At 75.3% G+C, this 22,567-nt stretch carries 18 protein-coding genes; 8 read left to right on the top strand and 10 right to left on the bottom strand.

Annotated elements, in window-relative coordinates:
• Positions 1–24 precede the first annotated feature (24 nt).
• Both ACIRRS_RS02250 and ACIRRS_RS02255 read left to right on the top strand, forming a co-directional pair.
• The gene (locus ACIRRS_RS02250) at positions 25–1,851 is read left to right on the top strand and encodes an AMP-dependent synthetase/ligase (protein ID WP_402963625.1); all 1,827 of its coding nucleotides are present in this window, start codon (positions 25–27) and stop codon (positions 1,849–1,851) included.
• 194 nt (positions 1,852–2,045) lie between these two features.
• Entirely contained in the window at positions 2,046–3,170 is a 1,125-nt protein-coding gene (locus ACIRRS_RS02255; protein ID WP_402964650.1) for a polysaccharide deacetylase family protein, read from the top strand.
• Between the two features lie 64 nt (positions 3,171–3,234).
• Here ACIRRS_RS02255 and ACIRRS_RS02260 read toward each other — a convergent pair whose 3' ends face one another.
• The 4 genes from ACIRRS_RS02260 to ACIRRS_RS02275 form a co-directional block, all read right to left on the bottom strand.
• Entirely contained in the window at positions 3,235–3,606 is a 372-nt protein-coding gene (locus tag ACIRRS_RS02260; RefSeq protein WP_402963628.1) for a hypothetical protein, read from the bottom strand.
• A 375-nt stretch (positions 3,607–3,981) separates the two neighbouring features.
• Positions 3,982–4,779, bottom strand: a complete 798-nt coding sequence (locus ACIRRS_RS02265; protein WP_402963631.1) for an SGNH/GDSL hydrolase family protein — start codon at positions 4,777–4,779, stop codon at positions 3,982–3,984.
• 393 nt (positions 4,780–5,172) lie between these two features.
• Entirely contained in the window at positions 5,173–5,796 is a 624-nt protein-coding gene (locus tag ACIRRS_RS02270; RefSeq protein ID WP_402963634.1) for a hypothetical protein, read from the bottom strand.
• Positions 5,797–6,170: 374 nt separating this feature from the next.
• Positions 6,171–7,247 (bottom strand): hypothetical protein, encoded by a 1,077-nt coding sequence (locus tag ACIRRS_RS02275; protein WP_402963637.1) that lies wholly within the window; start codon positions 7,245–7,247, stop codon positions 6,171–6,173.
• 1,034 nt (positions 7,248–8,281) lie between these two features.
• Here ACIRRS_RS02275 and ACIRRS_RS02280 point away from each other — a divergent pair.
• Complete coding sequence (locus ACIRRS_RS02280; protein ID WP_402963640.1) at positions 8,282–9,451, top strand: exonuclease SbcCD subunit D; 1,170 nt, start codon at positions 8,282–8,284, stop codon at positions 9,449–9,451.
• Positions 9,448–12,438 carry an AAA family ATPase gene (locus tag ACIRRS_RS02285; protein WP_402963643.1) on the top strand — a complete coding sequence of 997 codons (2,991 nt, stop codon included), beginning with the start codon at positions 9,448–9,450 and terminating at the stop codon, positions 12,436–12,438. Before ACIRRS_RS02280 ends, ACIRRS_RS02285 begins: the two co-directional genes overlap by 4 nt.
• Before the next feature lie 33 nt (positions 12,439–12,471).
• On the opposite strand, the gene ACIRRS_RS02290 is transcribed toward ACIRRS_RS02285, so the two are convergent.
• Both ACIRRS_RS02290 and ACIRRS_RS02295 read right to left on the bottom strand, forming a co-directional pair.
• Complete coding sequence (locus tag ACIRRS_RS02290; protein WP_402963646.1) at positions 12,472–12,675, bottom strand: hypothetical protein; 204 nt, start codon at positions 12,673–12,675, stop codon at positions 12,472–12,474.
• A 9-nt stretch (positions 12,676–12,684) separates the two neighbouring features.
• Positions 12,685–13,680: a TetR/AcrR family transcriptional regulator C-terminal domain-containing protein gene (locus tag ACIRRS_RS02295; protein ID WP_402963649.1), complete on the bottom strand. Its 996-nt coding sequence runs from the start codon at positions 13,678–13,680 to the stop codon at positions 12,685–12,687.
• A 176-nt stretch (positions 13,681–13,856) separates the two neighbouring features.
• Here ACIRRS_RS02295 and ACIRRS_RS02300 point away from each other — a divergent pair, with 176 nt between their 5' ends.
• Both ACIRRS_RS02300 and ACIRRS_RS02305 read left to right on the top strand, forming a co-directional pair.
• Entirely contained in the window at positions 13,857–14,969 is a 1,113-nt protein-coding gene (locus ACIRRS_RS02300) for an FAD-dependent monooxygenase (protein ID WP_402963652.1), read from the top strand.
• 43 nt (positions 14,970–15,012) lie between these two features.
• Entirely contained in the window at positions 15,013–15,561 is a 549-nt protein-coding gene (locus tag ACIRRS_RS02305) for a DUF1990 family protein (RefSeq protein ID WP_402963655.1), read from the top strand.
• A gap of 11 nt (positions 15,562–15,572) precedes the next feature.
• On the opposite strand, the gene ACIRRS_RS02310 is transcribed toward ACIRRS_RS02305, so the two are convergent.
• Both ACIRRS_RS02310 and ACIRRS_RS02315 read right to left on the bottom strand, forming a co-directional pair.
• Positions 15,573–16,010 (bottom strand): YjbQ family protein, encoded by a 438-nt coding sequence (locus ACIRRS_RS02310; RefSeq protein WP_402963658.1) that lies wholly within the window; start codon positions 16,008–16,010, stop codon positions 15,573–15,575.
• Between the two features lie 135 nt (positions 16,011–16,145).
• The gene (locus ACIRRS_RS02315) at positions 16,146–16,421 is read right to left on the bottom strand and encodes a hypothetical protein (RefSeq protein ID WP_402963661.1); all 276 of its coding nucleotides are present in this window, start codon (positions 16,419–16,421) and stop codon (positions 16,146–16,148) included.
• Positions 16,422–17,134: 713 nt separating this feature from the next.
• On the opposite strand from ACIRRS_RS02315, the gene ACIRRS_RS02320 reads away from it, so the two are divergent.
• On the top strand, positions 17,135–19,339 hold the full coding sequence (locus ACIRRS_RS02320) for a CDP-glycerol glycerophosphotransferase family protein (RefSeq protein ID WP_402963664.1): 2,205 nt from the start codon (positions 17,135–17,137) through the stop codon (positions 19,337–19,339).
• A gap of 114 nt (positions 19,340–19,453) precedes the next feature.
• On the opposite strand, the gene ACIRRS_RS02325 is transcribed toward ACIRRS_RS02320, so the two are convergent.
• A complete protein-coding gene (locus ACIRRS_RS02325) occupies positions 19,454–19,666 on the bottom strand; it encodes an EF-hand domain-containing protein (protein WP_402963667.1) in 213 nt (70 codons plus the stop codon).
• A gap of 179 nt (positions 19,667–19,845) precedes the next feature.
• On the opposite strand from ACIRRS_RS02325, the gene ACIRRS_RS02330 reads away from it, so the two are divergent.
• A complete protein-coding gene (locus ACIRRS_RS02330; RefSeq protein WP_402963670.1) occupies positions 19,846–20,514 on the top strand; it encodes a lysophospholipid acyltransferase family protein in 669 nt (222 codons plus the stop codon).
• Positions 20,515–20,541: 27 nt separating this feature from the next.
• On the opposite strand, the gene ACIRRS_RS02335 is transcribed toward ACIRRS_RS02330, so the two are convergent.
• Positions 20,542–22,365 (bottom strand): ABC transporter ATP-binding protein, encoded by a 1,824-nt coding sequence (locus ACIRRS_RS02335; RefSeq protein ID WP_402963673.1) that lies wholly within the window; start codon positions 22,363–22,365, stop codon positions 20,542–20,544.
• Positions 22,366–22,567 lie beyond the last annotated feature (202 nt).

A 22,567-nucleotide genomic window follows, 5' to 3' on the forward strand; every position in this document is an offset into this window, starting at 1 on the left:
GTGAGCCGCGAACCGAGGAGGACCGTGCGCGAGTTCACCACCCCCGCCCCGGCCGGGCCCGAGGCCACCGGTGGACTCGCCGACACCCTGTACGACACCGCCGACCGCCACCCCGCCCTCGTCCAGGCCTCCCGGCCCGGCCCGGACGGCACCTGGCGGGACGTCACCGCCCGGGAGTTCCGCGACGAGGTCCTCGCCCTCGCCAAGGGCCTGCTGACCCGGGGCGTGCGCTACGGCGACCGGGTCGCGCTGATGGCCCGCACCCGCTACGAGTGGACGCTCTTCGACTACGCGCTCTGGTCGATCGGCGCGATCACCGTCCCGATCTACCCCACCTCGGCGCCCGAGCAGGTGCGCTGGATACTCGCCGAGACCCAGGCGGTGGCCTGCCTGGTCGAGGACGAGGACGCCGCGATGACGGTCGGCGCGGTCTGCGACGCGCTGCCCGACCTGACCGGCATCTGGCAGCTGGACCGCGACTGCGTGGGCGCGATCGTCGAGGACGGCCACGGCGTTCCCGACTCCCTGGTGCACCGCCAGCGCCTGGGCGTCGCCCCCGGCAACGTCGCCACCGTCGTCTACACCTCCGGCACCACCGGCCGCCCCAAGGGCTGCCTGATCACCCACGCCAACCTGGCCGCCGAGGCCGACGCCCTGCTCGCCGGGTGGGGCGAGGTGCTGCGCGAGACGTACGGCGAGCAGCCCTGCACCCTGCTGTTCCTACCGCTGGCCCACGTGTACGGGCGGGCCGTGCAGGTCGCGGCCGTGCGCGGCGGCTTCCGGATCGGGCACGTCCCGGACGTCTCCGCCGACGCGCTGATGCCCGCGCTCGCCTCCTTCCGGCCGACCTTCCTCAACGCCGTCCCGTACGTCCTGGAGAAGGTCTTCCAGCGCGCCCGGGAGGCCGCCGAGGACGCCGGGCGCGGCGAACTCTTCGAGCAGGCCCGGCAGGTGGCCGTCGACTGGGCCGCCGCCCGGGAGCGCCGGGCCTTCGGGCGCGGCCCCGGCCCCGGCGCCGCCCTGCGGCTGCGCCACCTCGCGTACGAGCGCACCGTCTACCCGAGGATCCGCGCCGCGCTGGGCGGGCGGCTGCGCACCGTGATGTGCGGCGGCTCGACGCTGCGCCGCGAGACGGGCCTGTTCTTCACCGGCGCCGGCCTGCAGCTGTACGAGGGCTTCGGGCTGACCGAGACCGCCGCCGCGGTCACCGCCAACCCGGCCCGGCGGCAGAAGCTCGGCACCGTCGGGCGGCCGCTGCCGGGCTGCACGGTGCTGCTGGCCGACGACGGCGAGGTGTGGGTGCGCGGCCCGATGGTCTTCGGCGGCTACCTCAACCACCCCCGCTGCACGGCCGAGGCGCTCGTCGACGGCTGGTTCGCCACGGGGGACCTCGGCCGCCTCGACGAGGACGGCTACCTCAGCATCACCGGCCGCAAGAAGGACCTGATCGTCACCAGCAGCGGCAAGAACCTCGCGCCCGCCGCCCTGGAGGAGCGCGTCACGGCGCACCCGCTGGTCTCCCAGTGCCTGGTCGTGGGCGACGACCGCCCGTACGTGGCGGCGCTGATCACCCTCGACCCGGGCGCGCTGGCGCACTGGCTGAAGACGCACGGGCGCGAGCAGCTGGACACCTGGGCGGCGCTCGCGGACGACGAGCTGCACACGGAGATCCAGCGCGCCGTGGGGGCCGCGAACGCGGCGGTGTCGCGGGCCGAGTCGATCCGCGCGTTCCGGCTGCTGCCACGGGAGTTCAGCGTGGAGCAGGGGATGCTGACGCCCTCGCTCAAGCTGCGCCGGTCGGTGATCGAGCAGCACCACGCGGCGGACATCGAGGAACTGTACGCCCCCTGACCATCCGTCTGTCTCCTTGTACGGAACGATCGTTGATCCGGCCTGCTCGGCGGCGCCGGGGCCGGGCGGGTTCACCCGGCGTTCCCTTGACGGGCGGATTGGTCCAGTCCATTGTTTCTCTCCGTTCCCCTTCACTCCTTCACCGCGCTCCCCCACGGGCGCGTCCCCCACACGCAGGGAGTCCTCACGTGTCCATGTCCACGCGCCTGTCCGCGCTGGCCGCCTCCGTCACGCTGCTGACCGCCGTCGCCGCCCCGGCCGCCTCCGCCGCTCCCGCCGCTGTTCCCGGGGCGCCGGTCGTCAACCTGGCGACCAACCCCGGGTTCGAGCTGGCCTCGCCCAACCTCGCCGACTGGGGCAGCATCCCCGGCTGGAGCTGCACCGGCGGCCCCGCCGAGGCGGCCGTCACCACCACCGCCCCGCACTCCGGCACCTCCTCGCTGACCGTCACCCCGGCCAACGCCGACTCCACCGGCGAGTGCGCCCAGACCGTCTCCGTCCAGCCCAACACCACCTACACGGCCTCCGCCTGGGTGCGCGGCAGCTTCGTCTACCTCGGCGCCACCGGCACCGGCAAGGACGTCGCCCCCGCCTGGACGGAGACCACCAACGGCGCGTGGCAGCAGCTCACCACCCGCTTCACCACCGGCCCGAACGCCCGCAGCGTCCGGCTGTACGTCCACGGCTGGTACCAGCAGGGCCCGTTCTCGGTCGACGACGTCCACGTGGACGGCCCCGCGCCCGCCCCCGCCACGGCCGCCCAGTCGATCCGGACCAGCGACAAGGTGGTCTTCTTCACCGTCGACGACGGCTGGCAGCGCACCCCGGAGGCGGAGAAGTTCATCGCCGACCACCACCTGCCGATCACCGCGTTCCCGCTGCCGATGGCGGCCGCCGCCGACCCGTCCTTCTTCCAGCGGGTCACCTCGGTGCCGGGCTCCTCGATCCAGGACCACAGCGTCTCCCACTCCGACCTCAGCAAGCTGCCGCTGGACCAGCAGCAGCTGGAGATCTGCGACGCCCGCGACTCCCTGACCCGGCTCTTCGGCACCGCGCCCGTCGTCTTCCGCCCGCCGTTCTTCGCCTGGAACGCCGACACCCTCCAGGCGGCGGCCAACTGCGGCATGCGCACCGTGCTCACCGCCGACGCCGACTTCAGCTGGGGCGCCTCCAACATCTGGCACCCGGGGCTGCTGCAGCCCGGCGACGTCGTGCTGATGCACTGGACGGACACCCTGGCCACCGACCTGCCGCGCGCCCTCGCCGCCGCCGACGCGGCCGGGCTCAAGCCCGCCGGGATCGCCGACTACCTGCGCTGACCGGCTCCGCCCTCCGACCGGGGCACGCTCCCGGCTCCGGTCCCGGTCGCGGTCCCGGTCCCGGTCAGAGGCGGAACACCTCCGCCGCCCAGCCGCTCAGGCGGGCGGCGAAGTCGGCCTCGCCGGTGATGCCGTTCGCGGGGAACACGACGACCTCGGCGTCCCGCTCCCCGTGGACGAGCAGGCCCTCCACGTCCGCCCAGCCGCCCCGGAACAGCACCGCCTGGAGCACGCTGCCCGTGCGCGGGTCCTCGACCACCAGGCCCACCGAGTCCGGATCGGCGGCCAGGGCGCGGTCGGTGAGCAGCGGGGCCGGCCAGGAGGCGGCCGCGTCGCGCCAGGTCGGCCCGGACACCGCCGGCCCCGCCGCGCGCCACCCCGGCACCAGGACGGCGATCCGGGCGGCGGCCAGGTCGAGGTCGACGATCCGTTCCACGGCGGGCCCTCTCCCCTTCTCCCGGCGGCGCACTGACAGGCCGTCCACGGCACTGCTCCGACAGGGGGCGTGCGGCGACGGACGGAGCGTAGTGGCACGGCCGATGGCCGGGCGAGCGCTTTCGCGAGGGCGCGACGCGCGATGAGCGCCCACTCCGCCGCCCTGATCCGACGCCGGGCGCTCGCGGCGAGCGGCCCGATCAGGGGCGAGCGGCGGGAGTGGCCGCCCGCCGTCGTCCCGGAACGGCCGGAGCCGGCCGTGCCCTTCCCGCTCCGTACGGGGCCGACGGCCCCGCAACGGCGGGTGCCGCCGGCCCCTCCGCAGGGGGAGGGGCCGGCGGCACGTCACGTCCGGCTGCTGCTCACGGAGCCCGCCTCAGGAGCGGGAGAACACCGGGAGGTAGCCGCCCGCCTGGCCGGAGGCCTTCGGGTGGTAGCTCTCGTCCACCGGGAGGGTGGTGCTGTGCAGCCAGGTGGTCTGCGAGCCGCAGATCTCGTGCTCGGCGAAGATGCCGCGCACGTCGCCGAAGGTGAAGCCGGCGTTGGCGACCTCCTTGGCGATGACCCCGTCCAGCGTGTCGGCGGCCTCGTTGATCGCGGACCGCTTGGTGTCGCCGATGCCGAAGATGCAGCTGCCGCCGACCTTGTACAGGTGCGGGTAGCCGAGCACCACGACGTGGGCGTTCGGCGCCTTGGCGCGGATCGCGGAGTACACCTGGTCGAGCTGGCCGGGCAGGGTGTTGCGGGCGTAGTCCTCGGCGTTGCCGACCGCGTTGAGGCAGTCGTCGTCCGAGCCGAGCACGCAGGTCTGCATGGTGCTGGAGAAGCCGGTGTCGTTGCCCCCGATGGTGATGCTGACCAGCGTGGTGCTGGAACTCAGCGCGGAGATCTGGTTGTTGAGGACGTCACCGGTTCTGGCGCCGGAACAGGCCACGAACTTGAACGAGGACGGCGCGTGCGCGTTCTTCCACAGGTACGCGTAGGCGTTGGTGCTCCGCTTGCAGCTGCCGCTGTCGCTCAGGTAGCTGCCGGCACCGACACCGGCGGAGTACGAGTCGCCGAGCGCCACGTAGTTGGCACCGGCCGCGTTCGCCTCCGAGGCGGCGAACAGCGTCGTCATGGTGAGGGTTGCCGCTATGGCGGTGACGGACATGGCGCGGGATGGGCGGAACATGACACCTCCTTGACAGTGACACGGGTCACAGAAGTGATAGCAGGAGGTGGGTAGCGCGGGAAGCGGTCATGCCAAGGATATTGACGGGCCGTCGAACAACGGGGAAGTGAACCCCGCGCCACGGGGCGCCCATCGGCGCAGCTCAGCGCCGGTGTACGCCGACGCGCATCGGTCATCGCGCGTAGATGAGAATCCGGCGGGCCGTCAGCGAACCGTCAGCGGGAGGTCAACCGCACGCCGGGTGGAGGCCAACCCTCCGTCAGTTCCCGCGCCGTGGCGGGTGGGCGCGCGAAGGCACGTGCGCAGGCGCGGAGAGGCGCGGGGAGGCACGTGCGCAGGCGCGGGGAGGCGCGGGGAGGCACGTGCGCAGGCGCGGGGAGGCGTGCTCCCCGGCTAGCAGGCGCCCCGGAACCCCGGCCCGGGGAAGACGGCGCAGCCCTCCGCGGGCAGCTCCTCGATCGCCTCGTTCGCCGCCGCGGGCACGCCGAGGCGCTGGACGGCGGTGGCGACCGCCGCCCTCGCCTGGCGCAGCCCGGGCAGGCCCCAGCCCAGCAGCTCGACCGCCAGCCCCGGCGCGACCAGCAGCCGCCGGTAGTGCCGGCCCGAGGCGGGGTCGGGCGCGCTCGGGCCGACCGAGCGCAGCGCCGCCGCCATCCGCACCCGCGCGCACTCGTGCCCGCCGTTGGCCGACCCGACCCGGTCGTAGAGGTAGCCGAGGTAGTACGGCCGGCCGATGACGGCCTGCGCCTCCTCGGCCGCCTCCCTGGCCAGGGCCGCGCCCGGACCGCCCGCGTCCTCCGGCTCCAGCGAGCCGCCGGGCAGCGAGCAGATCCCGTCCCGGGGGTTGACCAGCGTCAGCACCCGCCCGTCCGGCGCGAACAGCCAGCCCCAGGACTGCTTGACCGGCAGCCCCTCGGGCACCTGCTCGCCCGGGCGCCACGGCCAGCCCGCCGTGGGCCGCCGGCGCACCCGGCCGAGGAGCGCGGCGACCTCGGCGCTGTACTCGATCGGGCTCATGAGCCCGCTCCTCTGCTGGCCTCCGACCGGGAGGACACCGATCGAGAGGACGCCGACCGACCGGCCCGGGCACCCGCCCGCATGCACGCTCCGACGGCGCACGCCCTGGTGGCGCGCCGTCCCGCGGTGAGCCGACGCCGCTCGCTCATGCGTCCCCCTCTCGGTGTCGGGCTCGCCGGACCGGTGGCGCGAGGGGTCGACCTGCGGGGCTCGGTACGGAGCGGAGCGGCCGGAGCGGCGGCGTGGGGCACCGCGCGCTCCTGCTGTTGATCTTCTCCGAATCTTCCCCGAACAGGCGGTCGATGAACAGTCCCCAGCGCCGCATGGCGGACGGCGGCGGACGCGGAGCCCGTGAGCGCCCTCCTCGTGACCGCTCAGCCCAGGGGCTCACCCCCGTCCCGTGGGCCGGGGAGCACGGGGCCCGGCGGGCCCGGCAGCGGGAAGCCCGGTCGCGGCACCATGCCCGGCGGGAACGGCAGCCCCCGCTCGGCGTCGTCGGCCATCTCGTCGAACACCTCGTGGGCCGTCATCGGCCGCAGCCGGCCTCCGGTCAGCGCCCAGCCGAGCACCAGCGGCCCCGTCGACGGATCGCCGTGCAGCAGCACCGCGCCCGCGCCGCCCGCGGCCAGGCCCGCCGCGAGCGTCACGCAGAACGCCTCGGCGTCCCGCCCGGCGGGGTGCACGGCCCCCGCCTCGACACGGACGTCCACCGCGGACGTCAGCTCCTCCCCCTCCTCGGGGCCCTGACATCGCAGCGTCAGCAGGTGGCACCCCTCCCCCGCCCCCTCGCCCAGCGCGAGGTAGACGGCCGTCGCGTACCGCATCACCGCCGCCAGCCGGCGCTGCCCGGCCAGGTCGTCGCCGATCGCGTCCAGCAGGGCCGCGCAGGCCACGGACATCCGCACCCGCGCCCGGTGGTCGTCCAGCAGGGCCGGGGCCAGCTCGGCCAGCCCCTCGCCCGCGTAGACGAACGGCTCCCCGGCGAGCTCCGGATCGCCCGCGTACGCGACCCGCGCGGCGGGCAGCCGGGGATCGAGGCCGAGGGCGTCGCAGTAGTCCTCGTAGTCCCCCGCCTCCATCACCCGCAGGTGCACCTCCACGCCCTGCCCGTGCAGGGCCCGCAACTGCCGCTCCGCCCGCCGCAGGTACTCCCGGTGCCGCAGCGACCCGAACAGCCCGTACCGCGCCAGCCCGGCGAAGTCGGCCGCCCCGACCGCCAGCGCGACCGCCACCGGCTGCGGCGGCGGCGCACCCCGCGGCCGCCCGTCCCGCCGCCGCCCCGCCCCGGCCCCACCGGCCGCCCTGCCGTCACCGGCCGAGCCCGCCGTGTCGGCCCTGCCGGCCCTGCCGGCCCTGTCGGCCGACACCCAGCCGCCCCCGACCCCGCTCGCGGCCAGCAGCACCCGCCACCGCCCGCCCTCCGCGGCCGAACACATCTCCCGCACGATCATGCTTCCTCCTGCTTGTTCGTTCGACACCGATCCCGTCCACGCCGACGACCCCGCCCCACAGGGCCTCCGACGTCGAGGAACATACACAGAGCCACTGACAATCCACTCCCAGTAATCGAACAAGGGAGGCGGCGCCCCCACTGGACGAAGGGAGCGGGCTCGGCCGTGCGCCCCGCCCGAGCCGGAAAACCGAGCGCGCCGGGCCCCCATCCGGCAACCCGGCGGCCCGGGCAGCGACTCCCGGTCGAGGCCGCGCCCGGACGAGCCGAAGCACGCGACGCGCCCTGTGCCCTCCCGGCGGCCGGGAGGGCACAGGGGGATCCGGAGGGCCGGCAGTGTCCCGGGGCCGCACGCCGCCTCTCGCCCGGGCAGGCCCGGGCGCGTCGTGCCCTGCCGCCCCTCCCGAGGCGGGGAGGGGCGGCAGATGAAACCCCGGTGGGCTTGGTGGCCCCCGCCCGCGCGGCCGGCACGGTCCTACGAGGACGGGAGGTGCTGCGGATCGGCGCGACCGGTGGAGGCGCCGGGCAAGCCGGGTCCCGTCCTCTGCACGGCGCGGGAGGCGGGGCAGGAGCCCAGTTGCCCCGCTGTCCCTCCCGGCGGCCGGGAGGGGCGGCAGGGCAAAGCTGGTGGGGCCGGGGGCACCGGAGGAGGTCCCCGCCCGGACGGGAGGCGGGCGAGCCGGATTCGTCGCCTGCGAGCCCGGGAGGTCGGACGGGAACACAGTTGCTCCGCTGCCCCTCCCCGGTCGCCGGGAGGGACAGCGCGAGGGCCGGTACGAGCGGGCGCCCCTCCGAGGCGGCGGGTCCCGGCCGGCGCGGAGGCCCGGTCCCGGCGCGGCAGGACTCGGCGGGCCGTGGGCGGCGGCCCCGAGCCCGGTCGCGGCTCCCCGCCGGGCTGGAGGCCGTGGGCGGCGGGCTCCCAACCCGGGCACCGGTGCGCCCTGGCAACAGCCCCCGGCCCGCCCCCGCAGCAGCCCCCGGCGGGGCGAGCGGGGTGGGTGGGGTTGTCGGTGGCGGGCGCTATGGTCGGGGACCATGCGGCTGCTGCACACCTCCGACTGGCACCTCGGGCGATCCTTCCACCGGGAGAGCCTGCACGACGCCCAGCGCGCCTTCCTGGACCACCTCGTGGAGGTGGTCCGGTCCGAGGGCGTGGACGCCGTGCTCGTCGCCGGGGACGTGTACGACCGCGCGCTGCCGGGGCTGGACGCGGTGGAGCTGTTCGACGACGTGCTGCACCGCCTCGCCGCCCTCGGCGTGCCCACGGTCTTCATCAGCGGCAACCACGACTCGGCCCGCCGTCTGGGCGTCGGCGCCGGGCTGATCGGCCGCGCCGGGATCCACCTGCGGACGGATCCGGGCGAGTGCGCCGTGCCCGTCGTCCTGGAGGACGCGCACGGCCCGGTCGCCGTGTACGGCCTGCCGTACCTGGAGCCGACGCTGGTGCGCGAGCGGTTCGGCCTGGCGAAGGGCGGCCACGCGGCCGTCCTCGGCGCCGCGATGGACCGCGTACGGGCCGACCTCGCCGAGCGCCCCGCCGGCACCCGGGCCGTGGTCCTGGCGCACGCCTTCGTCACCGGCGGCGCCCCGAGCGACAGCGAGCGCGACATCGCGGTGGGCGGCGTCGCGGCCGTGCCCGCGGCCGTCTTCGACGGCGTGCACTACGCGGCGCTGGGCCACCTGCACAGCTGCCAGACCCTCGCCCCCCGCCTGCGCTACAGCGGCTCCCCCCTCGCCTACTCCTTCTCGGAGGCCCGGCAGCGCAAGACCATGTGGCTGGTCGACCTGGCCGCCGACGGCGAGGTCACCGCCGAGCGGGTCGACTGCCCCCGGCCCAGAGCCCTCGCCACGCTCCGCGACACCCTGGAGGGCCTGCTGACCGACGAGCGGTACGCGGGCGACGAGCAGTCCTGGGTCCAGGCCACGCTCACCGACGCCGTCCGCCCCGCCGAGCCCATGGAGAAGCTGCGCCGCCGCTTCCCCCACACCCTGCAGCTGCTCTTCGACCCGCAGGGCGCCGAGGCGGAGCCCGTCCGCTCCTACGCCGCCCGGGTCAGCGGCCGGGCGGACCTGGAGGTCGCCGAGGGCTTCCTGCGGCACGTGCGCCCGGGCGCCGAGCCGGGCGAGGAGGAGCTCGGCTGGCTGCGCGACGGCTTCGAGAGCGTCCGCGAGTCCGGCGAGCGGAAGGCGGAGCTGCCGCGATGAGGCTGCACAGGCTCACCGTCACCGCCTTCGGCCCGTTCGCGGGGACCGAGACGGTGGACTTCGACGCGCTCGCCGCCGGCGGGCTGTTCCTGCTGCGCGGCGCGACGGGCGCCGGCAAGAGCAGCGTGCTGGACGCGGTCTGCTTCGCCCTGTACGGCGAGCCGCCGGGCACCCGCCGCGCGGCCCGGCTGCGCAGCGACCACGCCGATCCGGGGCGGCTGACGGAGGTGCGGCTGGAGCTGACGCTGGGCGGGCGCCGGCTGGAGATCGTGCGCCTGCCGGAGCAGCGCCGCCCGAAGAAGGTCGGCTCGGGCACGACGGTCGAGCGGGCGCAGACGCTGCTGCGCGCCTGGGTGCCGGACGCGGGCGAGGGCGCGCCGGGCTGGCGGGCGGTCAGCAAGTCGCACCAGGAGGCCGGGGAGGAGATCCACCGGCTGATCGGCATGAACCGGGACCAGTTCTGCCAGGTGGTGCTGCTCCCCCAGGGCGACTTCGCGCGCTTCCTGAAGGGCGACTCCGAGGAGCGCGGCAAGCTGCTGCGGCGGCTGTTCGACACCGAGCGCTTCCAGCACGTGGAGTCCTGGCTGGCCGAGCAGCGGCGCGCGCAGGAGGCGGCCGCGCAGTCGGGCCGCGCCCGGCTGCGGGACTTGGCGAGCAAGGCCGAGCAGGCGGCGGGCCCGGGCGCCGAGCCGCTGGAGGAGCAGGACGACGTCACCGGCGTGCTGGGCTGGGCGGCGGTGCTGCGCAGCGGGGCCGCCGAGCAACTGGCCGTCGCCCGGGCCGCGTTGGCGGGCGCCGAGGAGCGCCAGGGCGCCGCCCAGCGCGGGCGCGAGTCGGCCGAGGAGCTGGCCTCCCGCCAGCGCCGGCACGGCGAGGCGCTGCAACGGGCGCGCCGGCTGGCGGAGTTCGAGCCGGCGGCGGAGCGGGACGGCCTGCGGCTGGCCGAGGCGCTGCGGGCGGTCGGCGTGGAGTCGGCGCTGCGGCTGCGCGAGGGCGCGGCGGAGGCGTCCGGCCGCGCGGCGCAGGCCGAGCGCCGGTGCCGCGCCGCGCTCGGCGACACCTCCGCCTCACCGGAGGAACTCGCCGCGCTGGAGCAGGAGTTGCGCGCCGAGGTGGTCCGACTGGAGGCGGCCCGGGAGGACGAGCGCCACTGCGCCGCACTCGACCGCGACGAGAGCTCCCTGACGGCGGAGCGCCGCCGGGCCGAGGAGCTGGCCGAGGAGGCGCAGGACTGGCTGGCCGAGTTCGAGGGCGAGCTCCTCCGGCTGGAGGCCGAGCGCGCCGGGGCCGTGGAGGCGAGCGCCCGGGTCGACCGACTCGATGCCCGGCGCGAGGAGTTGGGCGCCCGCCTGGCCGCCGCCCGGGAGCGCGACCGCCTGCGCGAGCGCATCGGAGCGGACGCGCCGCAGGCGGCCACCCTGCGCACCGAGGCCCTCGACGCCCGCGAGCGCTGCCTCGACCTGCGCGACCGTCGGCTGACGGGCATGGCGGCGGAGCTGGCCGAGCAGCTGCGCGTGGGCGAGGCCTGCCGGGTGTGCGGCTCGCCGGAGCACCCGGCGCCCGCCGAGGCCGCCGACGGCGGCCGGGTGAGCGCCGGGGACGAGGAGCGGGCCGCCGCCGTGCGGGACGGGGCCGAGCGCGCCTGGCAGGAGGCCGAGCAGGCGCTGACGGCGCTGCGGGTGCGCGAGGCGGCTGCCGCCGGCGCGGCCGGGCCGGAGGGAGCCGGGGCGCTCGCCGACGCCCTCGCCGAGCTGGAGCGCGAGCACCGCGAGGCCCGTCGGGCGGCGGAGGAGCTGGCCCGGGTCGAGCGGGAGACCGTCCGGCTGACGGGTGAACGCACCCGCCGCCAGGAGGAGTTGCGCGGGGCGGAGGAGCGGGCGGCCGTCCTCGTGGACCGGCTGCGCAAGCTGGAGGAGGAGCGCGGCCTCCTGGAGGCCAGGGTGGCGGCGGCCCGGGGCGAGGCCGCCTCGGTGGAGCGGCGCGCGGCGGCCCTGGCCGCCCGGGCCGAGCTGGTCGCCGCCGCCGCGACGGCGGCCCGCGCGGGCGCCCAGGCCTCCGAGCGGCTGGCGGAGGCGACGGACGAACTGGGCAAGGCGGCCGCCGCCGCGGGCTTCCCGGGCGCGGAGGCGGCCCTCGCGGTGCTGCTGCCGCGCGAGGAGCGCGAGCGGCTGGAGGCCCGGCTGGAGCGGCACCGTACGGAGAGCGCCGCCGTGCGCCGCGAGCTGGCGCTGCCCGAGCTGTCGGAGGCGGCAGCCCTCGAGCCCGCCGACCCGGCCGGGGCCGGGGCCGCGCTGGCGGCCGCCACCGATCACCTCGGCCGGGCGCACGCCGCCCGGTCGGCCGCCGAGGAGCGCTGTGCGGCGCTGGCCGGGATCGGCCGCCAACTGACCGGTCTCGCAGCAGAGTTGGGCCCGGCGCTGGAGCGGTTCGAGCGGATCAACCGGCTCTCCGCGCTGGCCGCCGGCACGTCGACGGAGAACCGGCTGCGGATGCGCCTGGAGTCGTACGTCCTGGCGGCCCGGCTGGAACAGGTCGCGGCGGCGGCCAGCGCCCGGCTGGTGCGGATGTCGGGCGGCCGCTACACCCTGGTGCACAGCGACGACCGGGGCGGCGGCAACAAGCGCTCGGGCCTGGCGCTGCGGGTGGTCGACGCCTGGACGGGCACCGAGCGGGACACGGCCACGCTCTCCGGCGGCGAGGGCTTCTTCGCCTCGCTCTCCCTCGCCCTCGGCCTGGCCGACGTGGTGACGGACGAGGCGGGCGGCATGCCGCTGGACACGCTGTTCATCGACGAGGGCTTCGGCACGCTGGACGAGCAGTCGCTGGAGGAGGTCATGGACGTGCTGGACGGGCTGCGCGAGCGGGACCGCGCGGTCGGCATCGTCAGCCACGTCGCCGACCTGCGCAGCCGCATCCCCGCCCAGCTCCTGGTCCGCAAGGGGCGGCGCGGCTCCACCCTCGCCCTGGCGGGCCGCGAGGACGCCTGAGGGGCCCCGGCCCCGCCGCTAAAGCCCGGTCGGTCAGCCGGAGCAGGCGATCCGCTGCGCCTGCTGCCAGGCGCAGACCGGGCACAGCGTGCCGCCCGACCGGTCGGCGGGGAACTCGGTCGGCTCCCCGCACAGCACGCAGTCCGCGCGGGGGCCGGCGCCGTCCGCCCCGGGCCGCAGCGCCGCCTCCGCGTCCTCGGGGGCGGCCAGGTCGCACACCTTCGGGTCCTCGTCCATGCCGCCTTCCTACTCCCCGGCCCGGCCCTTCGGCAAGCCGCCCCCGGCGGCGGCGATCATCGCCCCGACCCCGTCCAGCAGCGGCCCGAGCCCGAAGGCGAACAGCGCGTCCAGGTCGAGGTCGTAGCCCGTCTCGCCGAAGCTCCTGGTGATCCGCCCGAACACCGGGTGCCGCTCGCCCCCGACGATCGCCGCGAAGACCGGTCCCTGCCGGTCCATCCACTGGTCCTCGGTGAGCCCGCTGCGGGCCGCGGCCTGCTCCTCGCGTTCGAGGTGCACGGCGAGGCCCTGGACGTGGCTGTAGAGCAGGACGTGCAGGTCGAAGACGGTCCTCGGGTCGAGGCCGTGGCCGTCGAGGGCGCCGAGCGCCCACTCGGCGTGGTCGAGCAGCGAGGGCAGCAGCAGCGGGCGGGTGAGCGCCCCGACCTGGGCCAGCCAGGGGTGGCGCCGGTAGGTGCGCCACAGGGCGTGCGCGCCGATCTCCAGCCGCTCGCGCCAGCCGGGCGGCGGCTCGGCCGGGTAGCGCTCCTCGGCGAAGGCGGCGTCGGCCATCAGCAGGACGAGGTCCTCCTTGCCCGCCACGTGTCGATAGGGCGACATCGCGGCGACGCCGAGCCGGGCCGCGACGCTGCGCATGGACAGCGCGGCCAGCCCCTCCTGGTCGGCGATCTCCGTCGCGGCCCGGACGATCCGCTCCCGCGTCAGCTCCCCGGTGTGCGCCGCCCTGGGCGCCTCGGGGGACGCCGGGCGCGCCGGCCGGGCCGCGACGACGGTGCCCACCCGGGGGCGGCTCTCGACCAGCCCCTCCAGGCGCAGCGTGGTGAGCACCTTGGTGGCGGTCGCGAGGGCGACGTTCCACTCCCGGGCGATCCGCCGCGTCGAGGGCACCCGCTCGCCCGGGGCGAGGGCGCCCTCGGCGATGCGCCGCGCGATCTCGTCGGCGATCCGGCGGTACGGGGGCTGCGTCACGCGCCGCCCTCCCTTCTCCTGTGACCTCGGTCTCATCTGCTGCTGTCCTAGTGCAGACGCTACCAGCGGGGACCGTCGCCGGGTGCACGCCTGTCCTAGTCCAGCAGGCCTCTCAGCACCTTGGACGGCCTGCGCGTACGCCGTACATTCAGAGCGCTTACACCGTACGGGCGCGCTCCGCGCGCCGCCGCTCATCCCAAGGGGTCCCATCCGTGAAGTCCGTCCTCGTCTCCGGCGCCGGCGTCGCCGGCTGCGCGCTCGCCGCGATGCTCGCCCGTCACGGCTTCGCACCCACCGTCGTGGAGCGGGCCGACGGCCTGCGCGGCGGCGGGCAGGCCGTCGACGTCCGGGGCGTCGCCCTGGAGGTGGTCGAGCGGCTCGGGGTGCTGGAGGCCGTCCGGGGGCACCGCACGCGGATGCGCGGCATGTCCGTCCTGGACGGGGACGGCACCGAGGTCCACCGCAGCACCGAGGCCACCTTCAGCAGCGGACGGCTCGACAGCGGCGACGTCGAGCTGCTGCGCGAGGACCTGGTGCGCATCCTGCACGCCCGGGCGGTGGAGGAGGGCGCCGAGTTCCGCTTCGGTGACTCGCTCACCGCGATCGAGCGGGACGAGCGAGGCGTCCTGGCCCGCTTCGAGCACGACGACCCGCGCCGCTTCGACCTGCTCGTCGGCGCGGACGGGCTGCACTCCACCGTCCGCCGCCTCGTCTTCGGACCGGAGGAGGACTTCGCCACGCCGCTGGGCAGCCACCTCGCGGTGTTCAGCGCGGACAACTTCCTCGGCCTGGAGGACTGGCAGACGTGGCTGCGCGACGGCGAGTTCGGCTTCGGCGCCTACCCCGTCCGCGACAACAGCGAACTGCGGATCATCGTCGGCTTCGGGGGCGACCCGCTGCCGCGCGGGCGGCGCGGCCCCGAGGCCGCCCGGGCGATGGTCGCCGACCGCATGACGGCCCTGCGCTGGGAGGGCGAGCGCATGCGGGACGCCCTGGCCCGGGCGAGCGACCTCTACTGCGACGCGATGACGCAGATCCACCTGGAGCACTGGTCCCTCGGCCGCACCGTGCTGCTCGGCGACGCGGGCTACTGCGCCTCCCCGCTCTCCGGGCAGGGCACCAGCCTCGCCCTGGTCGGCGCCCACGTCCTGGCCGAGGCCCTGGCGGGTTGCGACGGCGACCACCACGCCGCCTTCACCGCGTACGAGGAGCGGCTGCGCCCGTTCGTCCGGCTCAACCAGGCGCTGGCCACGGAGAACCAGGGCGGCCCGGCCTCCGAGGAGTCGGTGGAACGGGCGAAGAACGCCATCGCGCTGGACGGCTAGGGCGCCCCGCGGGAGCCGCGGGCCGCGTCCTACCGTGGTCGGCATGGACTCCGCCCCGCACCGCCTGCTCGCCGCCGCCCGCGCCGCCGAACCCACCTACCCCGAGGTGGGCGCCACCCGGGGCGGGCCGCTGCCGCCCGGGTACGCGCACCTGCGGCGGCGGGTGCACCTGGGGCGCGGGGCCGACGTGCTGGAGCGGGCCGGGCGGTACGTGCTCGGCTGGGGAGCGCAGCTCGGCACGGGCTTCGCGGTGCACCCGGGCGGGCCGGCCGAGGAGGGCGCGACCGTGCTGCTGCGCCTGCGCCTGCCGGGCGCCCGGCTGCCCCGGCTGGTGATCCCCTGCCGGGTGGTGTGGACGGTGGAGCGGCCGGACCGGATCGGCTTCGGCTACGGGACGCTCCCGGGGCACCCGGAGCGCGGGGAGGAGTCGTTCCTGGTGTCGATGGACGGCGACGGCGAGGTGTGGTTCGAGGTCGCCGCGTTCTCCCGGCTGGACGCCTGGTACGCCCGGCTGGGCCGCCCGGTGGCGCTGCTGTGCCAGTACCTGGCGATCGAGCGCTACCTCGCCGCCGTCGCCGCCCACGTCCGCTGAAGGCTGAAGGCTCAGCCGAGGAAGGACAGCCGCAGGGTGCGGCGCGGGTTGTCGCCGTTGGTGTCGACGAACACCACCGACTGCCAGACGCCCAGCGCCAGCCGTCCGCCGATCACCGGCAGGGTGGCGTGCGGGGCGAGGAACGCGGGCACCACGTGGTCCCGGCCGTGGCCGGGGCTGCCGTGGCGGTGGCGCCAGCGGTCGTCGGCGGGGAGCAGGTCGCGCAGGGCGGCGAGGAGGTCGTCGTCGCTGCCCGAGCCGGTCTCCAGGACGGCGATGCCCGCGGTGGCGTGCGGGACGAACACGTTGAGCAGGCCGTCGCGCCCGGCCGCCCGCTCGTCGAGGAACGCGGCGCACCGGTCGGTGATGTCGAGCGCGACCTCGCGGCTGCCGGTGGTGATCTCGAAGGTGCCGGTCTGGAACCGGGTGGAGTGGTTGTTGTCCGCCATGGCGCCATCCTCACCCACCCCGGCGGGCGGAGCCCAACTCCCCTGGTCCGCCCGGCCGCCGCGCCCCGGACACGCCGACGACCCGACGGACCGGGTGGTCCGTCGGGTCGTCGTACGCACTGCCGTGCCCCCTGCCTAGCCCTGGCCGCCGAAGAGGCTGCGCCGCAGGCGGCGCAGCGGGGCCATGAGCTTGACCCGCATCTGGCGGCGGCGGGCCGGCGGGGCGTCCGCGGCGGCCGGGCCGCGCGGGGTGAGCTCCCTTATGAGCCCGAGCGCTTCGGCGGTGTCGACCACCGGGAGCGCGGGCGCGCCGAGCACGGCCAGGTGTCGGTCGATCCGGCGGCCGGTCGTGCCGACGCCGCACTGGATCGCCGGCACACGGGGCCGAGTCCGCACTTGCATCTGTTCCATCTGTTTTCCCACCCCTACGAGGCGCCAGGGCCGTGAGGCGAAGACTATCCGTGACGGACGGCCTTCGCGCAACCGCCCATGGTGTGGAGCCACCGTACCGTGCGGCGTCAACTGACGGTGCACCAGGGGCTCCCCGGCCGGTCACGACTAGGCATCAATGATGGTGCACGACCAGCCGTCTGTCACCGGTGCCCGGGGGTGCGGAGGGCGCACGGTTCCGTGCGCCGGTGCGCCCCCTCGTCGGCTTGGCCATATAGGGGACAAGCGCCACATCGACAAAGTGATCATCGGGGGACGGTGAGCACCCCCTCCCATCCTTCATGAAGTGAACACAATCGAGGGATTGACTCGCGTCCGGGCGCCAAGCAATATCTCTTCCAACGCGCCGAAGCCCGTCCTTGGCCAGGCGCGTGTTCGAGTCGTGAAAGACTCGGTGCAGGACTCCGGCTCCCGCGAGCCACTGCCAGGCCGCCTCGACGCTGCGGCGGCCGGTCTCGTCGGGTGCCCGGACAGGCGGTCGGCCGTGAGGGTCGGTCCGACCGCCGACCGACTGCCGGTGCCGCCCCCTCTCCGGGGCCCGGCACCGGCGGTTCCGGATCGCGGGCCGCCGAAGGCCCCCGGCCGCCGCCCGACCGGCCCCGCCCCGCCGGTCCCGAAGGCCCAGCCGGACGTCCACGCAGGTGGCACCGCGTGGATCGGTACACTCGGTCGGCGTGTCCCCCCTCCTCCTCAGCATCGTCCTCCCCGTCCACGGCGTGGAACGGTTCCTCCCGCAGTGCCTCGACTCGATCCTCGGCGACACCCCCGCCGCCGAGACCCGCTTCGAGGTGATCGCGGTCGACGACCTCTCCCCGGACGGCTGCGGCGCGATCCTGGACTCCTACGCCGCCCGCGACGGCCGGCTGCGCGTCCTGCACCTCGACGAGAACCAGGGCCTCGGCGGCGCCCGCACCGCCGCCCTGCCGCACCTGCGCGGCAGTTACGTCTGGTTCGTCGACAGCGACGACTGGGTGCCCGAGCGCACGGTGAGCGTGCTGCTGGACGAGCTGGAGCAGGAGCGGCGCCGCGAGACGCCCGCGGACGTGCTGATCACCGACTTCACCCACGTCTACCCCGACGGCGGGACCGAGCCCAACCCCTGGCGCCACGTGCTCACCGGCTCCCCCCTCGTCGAGGGCTGCACCCTGGCCGAGCACCCGCCGCTGCTGCGCACCGTGATGTCGGTGTGGAACAAGGTGTTCCGCCGGGCGTTCCTGGAGGGCCTGGGCGTCTCCTTCGGCCGCGGCTACTACGAGGACATCTCCGTCACCTACCCGGCGCTGCTGGCCGCCGGGCGGCTGCGCTACCTGGACCGCCCCTGCTACCACTACCGGCGCGGGCGCTCCGGCGCGATCACCGCGACGGCCTCCCCCAAGCACGCCGGGGTGTTCGCCCAGTACGAGGCGATCTTCGCCTTCCTCGACCGCCCGGACCGCCCGGGGCGGCCGGTGCCGGACGAGCTGCGCACCATGGTCTTCGACCGCACCGTCCAGCAGGCGCTCAACGTCTACGACACCCCCGGGCTGCTGCCCGTCGACCGGCGCAAGGACTACTTCCGCTCCGTCGCCGAGCACTTCGCCCGCCACCGCCCGTCGGGCTACCGCTTCCCCGGCGGGGTGCGCGGCGTGCAGTACCGGCTGGCGGCGCGCGACTCGCGGATCGCGTACGCGGAGCTGCGCCGCACCGGGCGGCTGCCGCGCGAACTGCGGCGCGGGGCACGGGCGGTGGCGCCCGCCGTGAAGAAGGGGGTGCGCAGCGGCGCCCGGTTCACGGCGTACAACGCGTTCCGCCGGCTGCCGCTGGACGAGAACCTCGCCGTCTACGCCGCCTACTGGCACCGGGGTTACGCCTGCAGCCCGGCGGCGATCTACGAGAAGGCGCGCGAACTGGCGCCCCGGGTCAAGGGGGTGTGGGTGGTGGAGAACCGCGCCCAGGCCGCGACCCTGCCGCCCGACGTGCCGTACGTGTTCGTCAACACCCCCGCCTACCTCAAGGCGATGGCGACGGCCAAGTACTTCGTCAACAACGTCAACTTCCCCCGGACGATGACGAAGCGGCCCGGAACGGTGCACGTCCAGACGCAGCACGGCACCCCGCTCAAGGCGATGGGCATGGACCTGCGCGACCACCCGGCGGCCGTCGAGGAGGGGATGGACTTCGACCGGCTCCAGGAGGCCGTGGACCGCTGGGACTTCCTCGTCTCCCCCAACCCGCACACCACCGAGCACTTCGCCCGGGCCTTCCCCGGCTCGTACGAGATGCTGGACACCGGGTACCCGCGCAACGACCGGCTGGCGAACGCCGACCGGACGGAGGTGCGGGCGATGCGCGAGCGGCTCGGGCTGCGCCCGGGCACGACGGCGGTGCTGTACGCGCCGACCCACCGCAGCGCGCGCGGCGGCTACGTGCCGCTGCTGGACGTGGCCGCGCTGGCGCGCACGCTGGGGCCGCACTACACGCTGCTGGTGCGCACCCACTACTTCCACACCGGCGGGCCGGGGGACCTGACGGCGGGTGAGGACGCGGCGCGGGTGCTGGACGTGTCGGCGCACCCGGCGGTGGAGGACCTGTACCTCGCGGCGGACGTGCTGGTGACGGACTACTCGTCGATGATGTTCGACTTCGCGGTGCTGGACCGGCCGGTGGTGATCTTCGCCCCGGACTGGGAGGAGTACCGGCGCGAGCGCGGCGTCTACTTCGACCTGTTCGCGCAGCCCCCGGGGGCGGTCACGCAGGACGCGGACGCGCTGGCGCGGGCGCTGCTGGCGGGGGACCCGGAGCCGCGGGCGCGGGAACGGTTCCGCGCGACGTTCTGCGTCTGGGACGACGGCGGGGCGGCGGAGCGGGTGGTGCGCCGGGTGTTCCCGGTGCGGGACTGACCCCGACCGGTCCGAGAGGAAAATCCGAGAGGAAAATCCGAGAGGGGAAAGGCGGACGGGGCCGGTGCCGCCGGTACGGCGACCGGCCCCGTCTCCTGCCCCGGGAAGGGGTGCTCAGCCGCGGCGGGCGGCCAGGAACTCCTCGAAGTCCAGGTAGCCCTGGTGCCGGGTGTCCATCGTGTGGATCAGCGCCTCGGCCATCGAGAGGGTCACCGTGTGGTCGCCCATCTCGTTGGCGGCGAGCGCGTACTCGGCCGCCGTGATCTTGCCGTCGCCGTTCTTGTCGAAACGGTCGAACAGCGCCTTGATCTCCTCGACGCTCTGCATGGTGCCCTCCTGGTACTGCGGGGTGGTGCTCGGTTCGGACGGGCCGTACCCTACCCGGCCGTGGCGATCGCCACGGTCACGGGGAGTGGACGCACGCCGGGGTGGGTGCCGTAGTCTGCGGATCTGATCGCGGGCCCGGGCACCTCCCGGGCGGTCGTTCGTCCAGGGAGGGAACCCCCATGCTCGACCTCGTCACCAGTCTGGTGCTGAAACCCGTGTCGCGGGGGATCTGGCGCCCGGTCATCGAGGGGGCCGAGAACGTTCCGCGCAAGGGCGGGGTGATCCTGGCGAGCAACCACCTGTCCTTCATCGACAGCGTGGTGATCCCGCTGACGGCGCCGCGGCGGGTCCACTTCCTCGCCAAGGCCGAGTACTGGAAGGCCCCCGGGCTCAAGGGGAGGGTCTCCAAGGCGTTCTTCGAGTCGATCGGCGCGGTGCCGGTCGAGCGCGGCACCTACCGCTCGGCGCAGGCCTCGCTGGAGTCGGCGCTGGAGATCCTGGAGGCCGGGAAGGCCTTCGGCATCTACCCCGAGGGCACCCGCTCCCTGGACGGGCGGCTGTACCGGGGCAAGACGGGCGTGGCCTGGCTGGCGCTGACGGCGGGCGTCCCGGTGGTGCCGGTGGCGCTGGAGGGGCCGGAGGAGATCCTGCCGATCGGCAAGCGGGTGCCGCGCCTGAAGAAGGTGACGGTGCGCTTCGGCGAGCCGCTGCACTTCGACGACCTGCACGGGCAGGCCCGTTCGCTCAAGGCGCGCCGGCAGGTGACGGACGAGGTGATGGCGGCGATCCAGCGGCTCTCCGGCCAGGAGGTCGCGGAGCGCTACAACGAGGTGCCGAAGGCGGCCTGAGAGGTGCCGAAGGCGGCCTGACCGCCGTTACGCGTGGCCCAACACCTCGGCGGCCTGCGGGACTTCGCGCCGCAGCAGCGCCGCGTACCGTCCGTCGAGGGCCACCAGGTCGTCGTGGGAGCCCAGTTCGGCGACCTCGCCGCGGTCGAGCACGGCGATCTGGTCGGCGGCGCGGACGGTGGAGAGCCGGTGCGCGATGGTGATGGTGGTCCGCCCGGCGGCGAGGGCGTCGACGGCCTGCTGGACGGCGCGTTCGGTGCGGTTGTCCAGCGCGCTGGTGGCCTCGTCGAGGATGAGGACGGGCGGGTTGCGCAGGATCGTCCGGGCGAGGGCGAGGCGCTGCTTCTCCCCGCCGGAGAAGCGGTAGCCGCGTTCGCCGACGAGGGTGTCGTAGCCGTCCGGGAGGGCGGCGATCGCCTCGTGGATCTGGGCGGCCCGGGCGGCCTCGACGAGTTCGGCGTCGGTGGCGTCCGGCTTGGCGAAGCGCAGGTTGTCGGCGACGGAGGCGTGGAAGAGGTACGTCTCCTGGGAGACGACGCCGACCGCGCGGGCCAGGGTGTCGAAGGAGAGGTCGCGCACGTCCACCCCGTCGATGGTGACCCTGCCGCCGGTGACGTCGTACAGCCGGGGCACCAGGTAGCTGAGCGTGGTCTTGCCGGAGCCGGTCTCGCCGACCACGGCCAGTGACCCCCCGGCGGGCACGGAGAGTTCGACGCCGGAGAGGGTGGGGCGCTCCTGGCCGGGGTCGTAGCGGAAGTCGACGGCCTCGAAGCGGACGTCGCCGCGGATCGTCTCCAGGGTGACGGCGCCGGGCCGCTCGTCGATGTCCACCGGCAGGTCGAGGTACTCGAAGATCCGCTGGAACAGGGCGAGCGAGGTCTGCACGTCCACGCCGGTGGAGAGCAGGCTGACCGTCGGGCGGAAGAGGCCCTGCTGGAGGGTCACGAAGGCGACCAGGGTGCCGACGGAGACGATCGGCGCTCCCCCGGCGGCGGTCAGGCCGGCGGCCCAGTAGATCGCGGCGGGCATGGCTGCCATCACGATCTGGATGGTGTTCATCCGCCAGCGCCCGGCCATGCTGGCCCGGACCTCCAGGTCGGCGAGCCGGTCGGACTGGGCGGTGAACTCCCGGGCGAGCGAGTCGGTGCGGCCCATGGTGCGGCCCAGCAGGATGCCGCTGACGGAGAGCGACTCCTGGACGGCGGAGCTCATCGCGGCCAGCTGCTTCTGGCGCTCGGTGGTGATCTTCTTGCGCTCGTGGCCGACGCGGCGGCTGATCCAGACGAAGAGCGGGAGCAGCACCAGGGAGACGACGGTCAGGCGCCAGTCCAGGGCGACCATCGCGACGACGGAGGCCACGACGGCCGTGAAGTTGGAGACCAGGCTGGTCGCGGTGGAGGTCACCGTGGACTGCATGCCGCCGATGTCGTTGGCGATGCGGGACTGCACCTCGCCGGTGCGGGTGCGGGTGAAGAAGGCGAGGGACTGGCGCTGGAGGTGGCCGTAGACGGCGGTGCGCAGGTCGTGCATGACGCGCTGGCCGACGGTGGTGGAGATCAGGGTCTGCAGCACGCTGAAGACGCTGTTGACCACGGCCGCGAGCACCATGCCGAGGGCGAGCAGGCTGAGCAGCCCGGTGCGGCCCTGCGGGATGGCGGTGTCCAGGACGGCCTTGAGCAGGAAGGGCGTCACGACGGAGACGACGGCGGAGGCGGCGACGAGCAGGCCGACGGTGCCGAGGCGGCCGGCGTAGGGGCGGAAGAGGGCGAGGATGCGGCGCCACTGGGCGGGCGGGCGCGCCTCGCCCTCGGCGCGTTCGGGCGGGGTCCAGTTGACGGTGGCGGGCCTCAAGGGCGGTCCTCCTGGGGTCGGTCGGGTGTGCGGGCGGGCAGGCAAGCGGGCGTACGGGCGGGCCCGGGAGCGGGTCCGGGGTCAGCATAGCGAGGGTAGCTCATAGTTAGGCAAGCTAATAATGAGGAATGCTCTATTCCCGTCCCCGCGGGATTTCCGCCCCCGTGATCCGCGTCGTGATCCCCGTCGTGATCCCCGTCGT

Origin of the sequence: Kitasatospora sp. NPDC101183, from assembly GCF_044767945.1 — a bacterium.
Taxonomy (GTDB): Bacteria; Actinomycetota; Actinomycetes; order Streptomycetales; family Streptomycetaceae; genus Kitasatospora.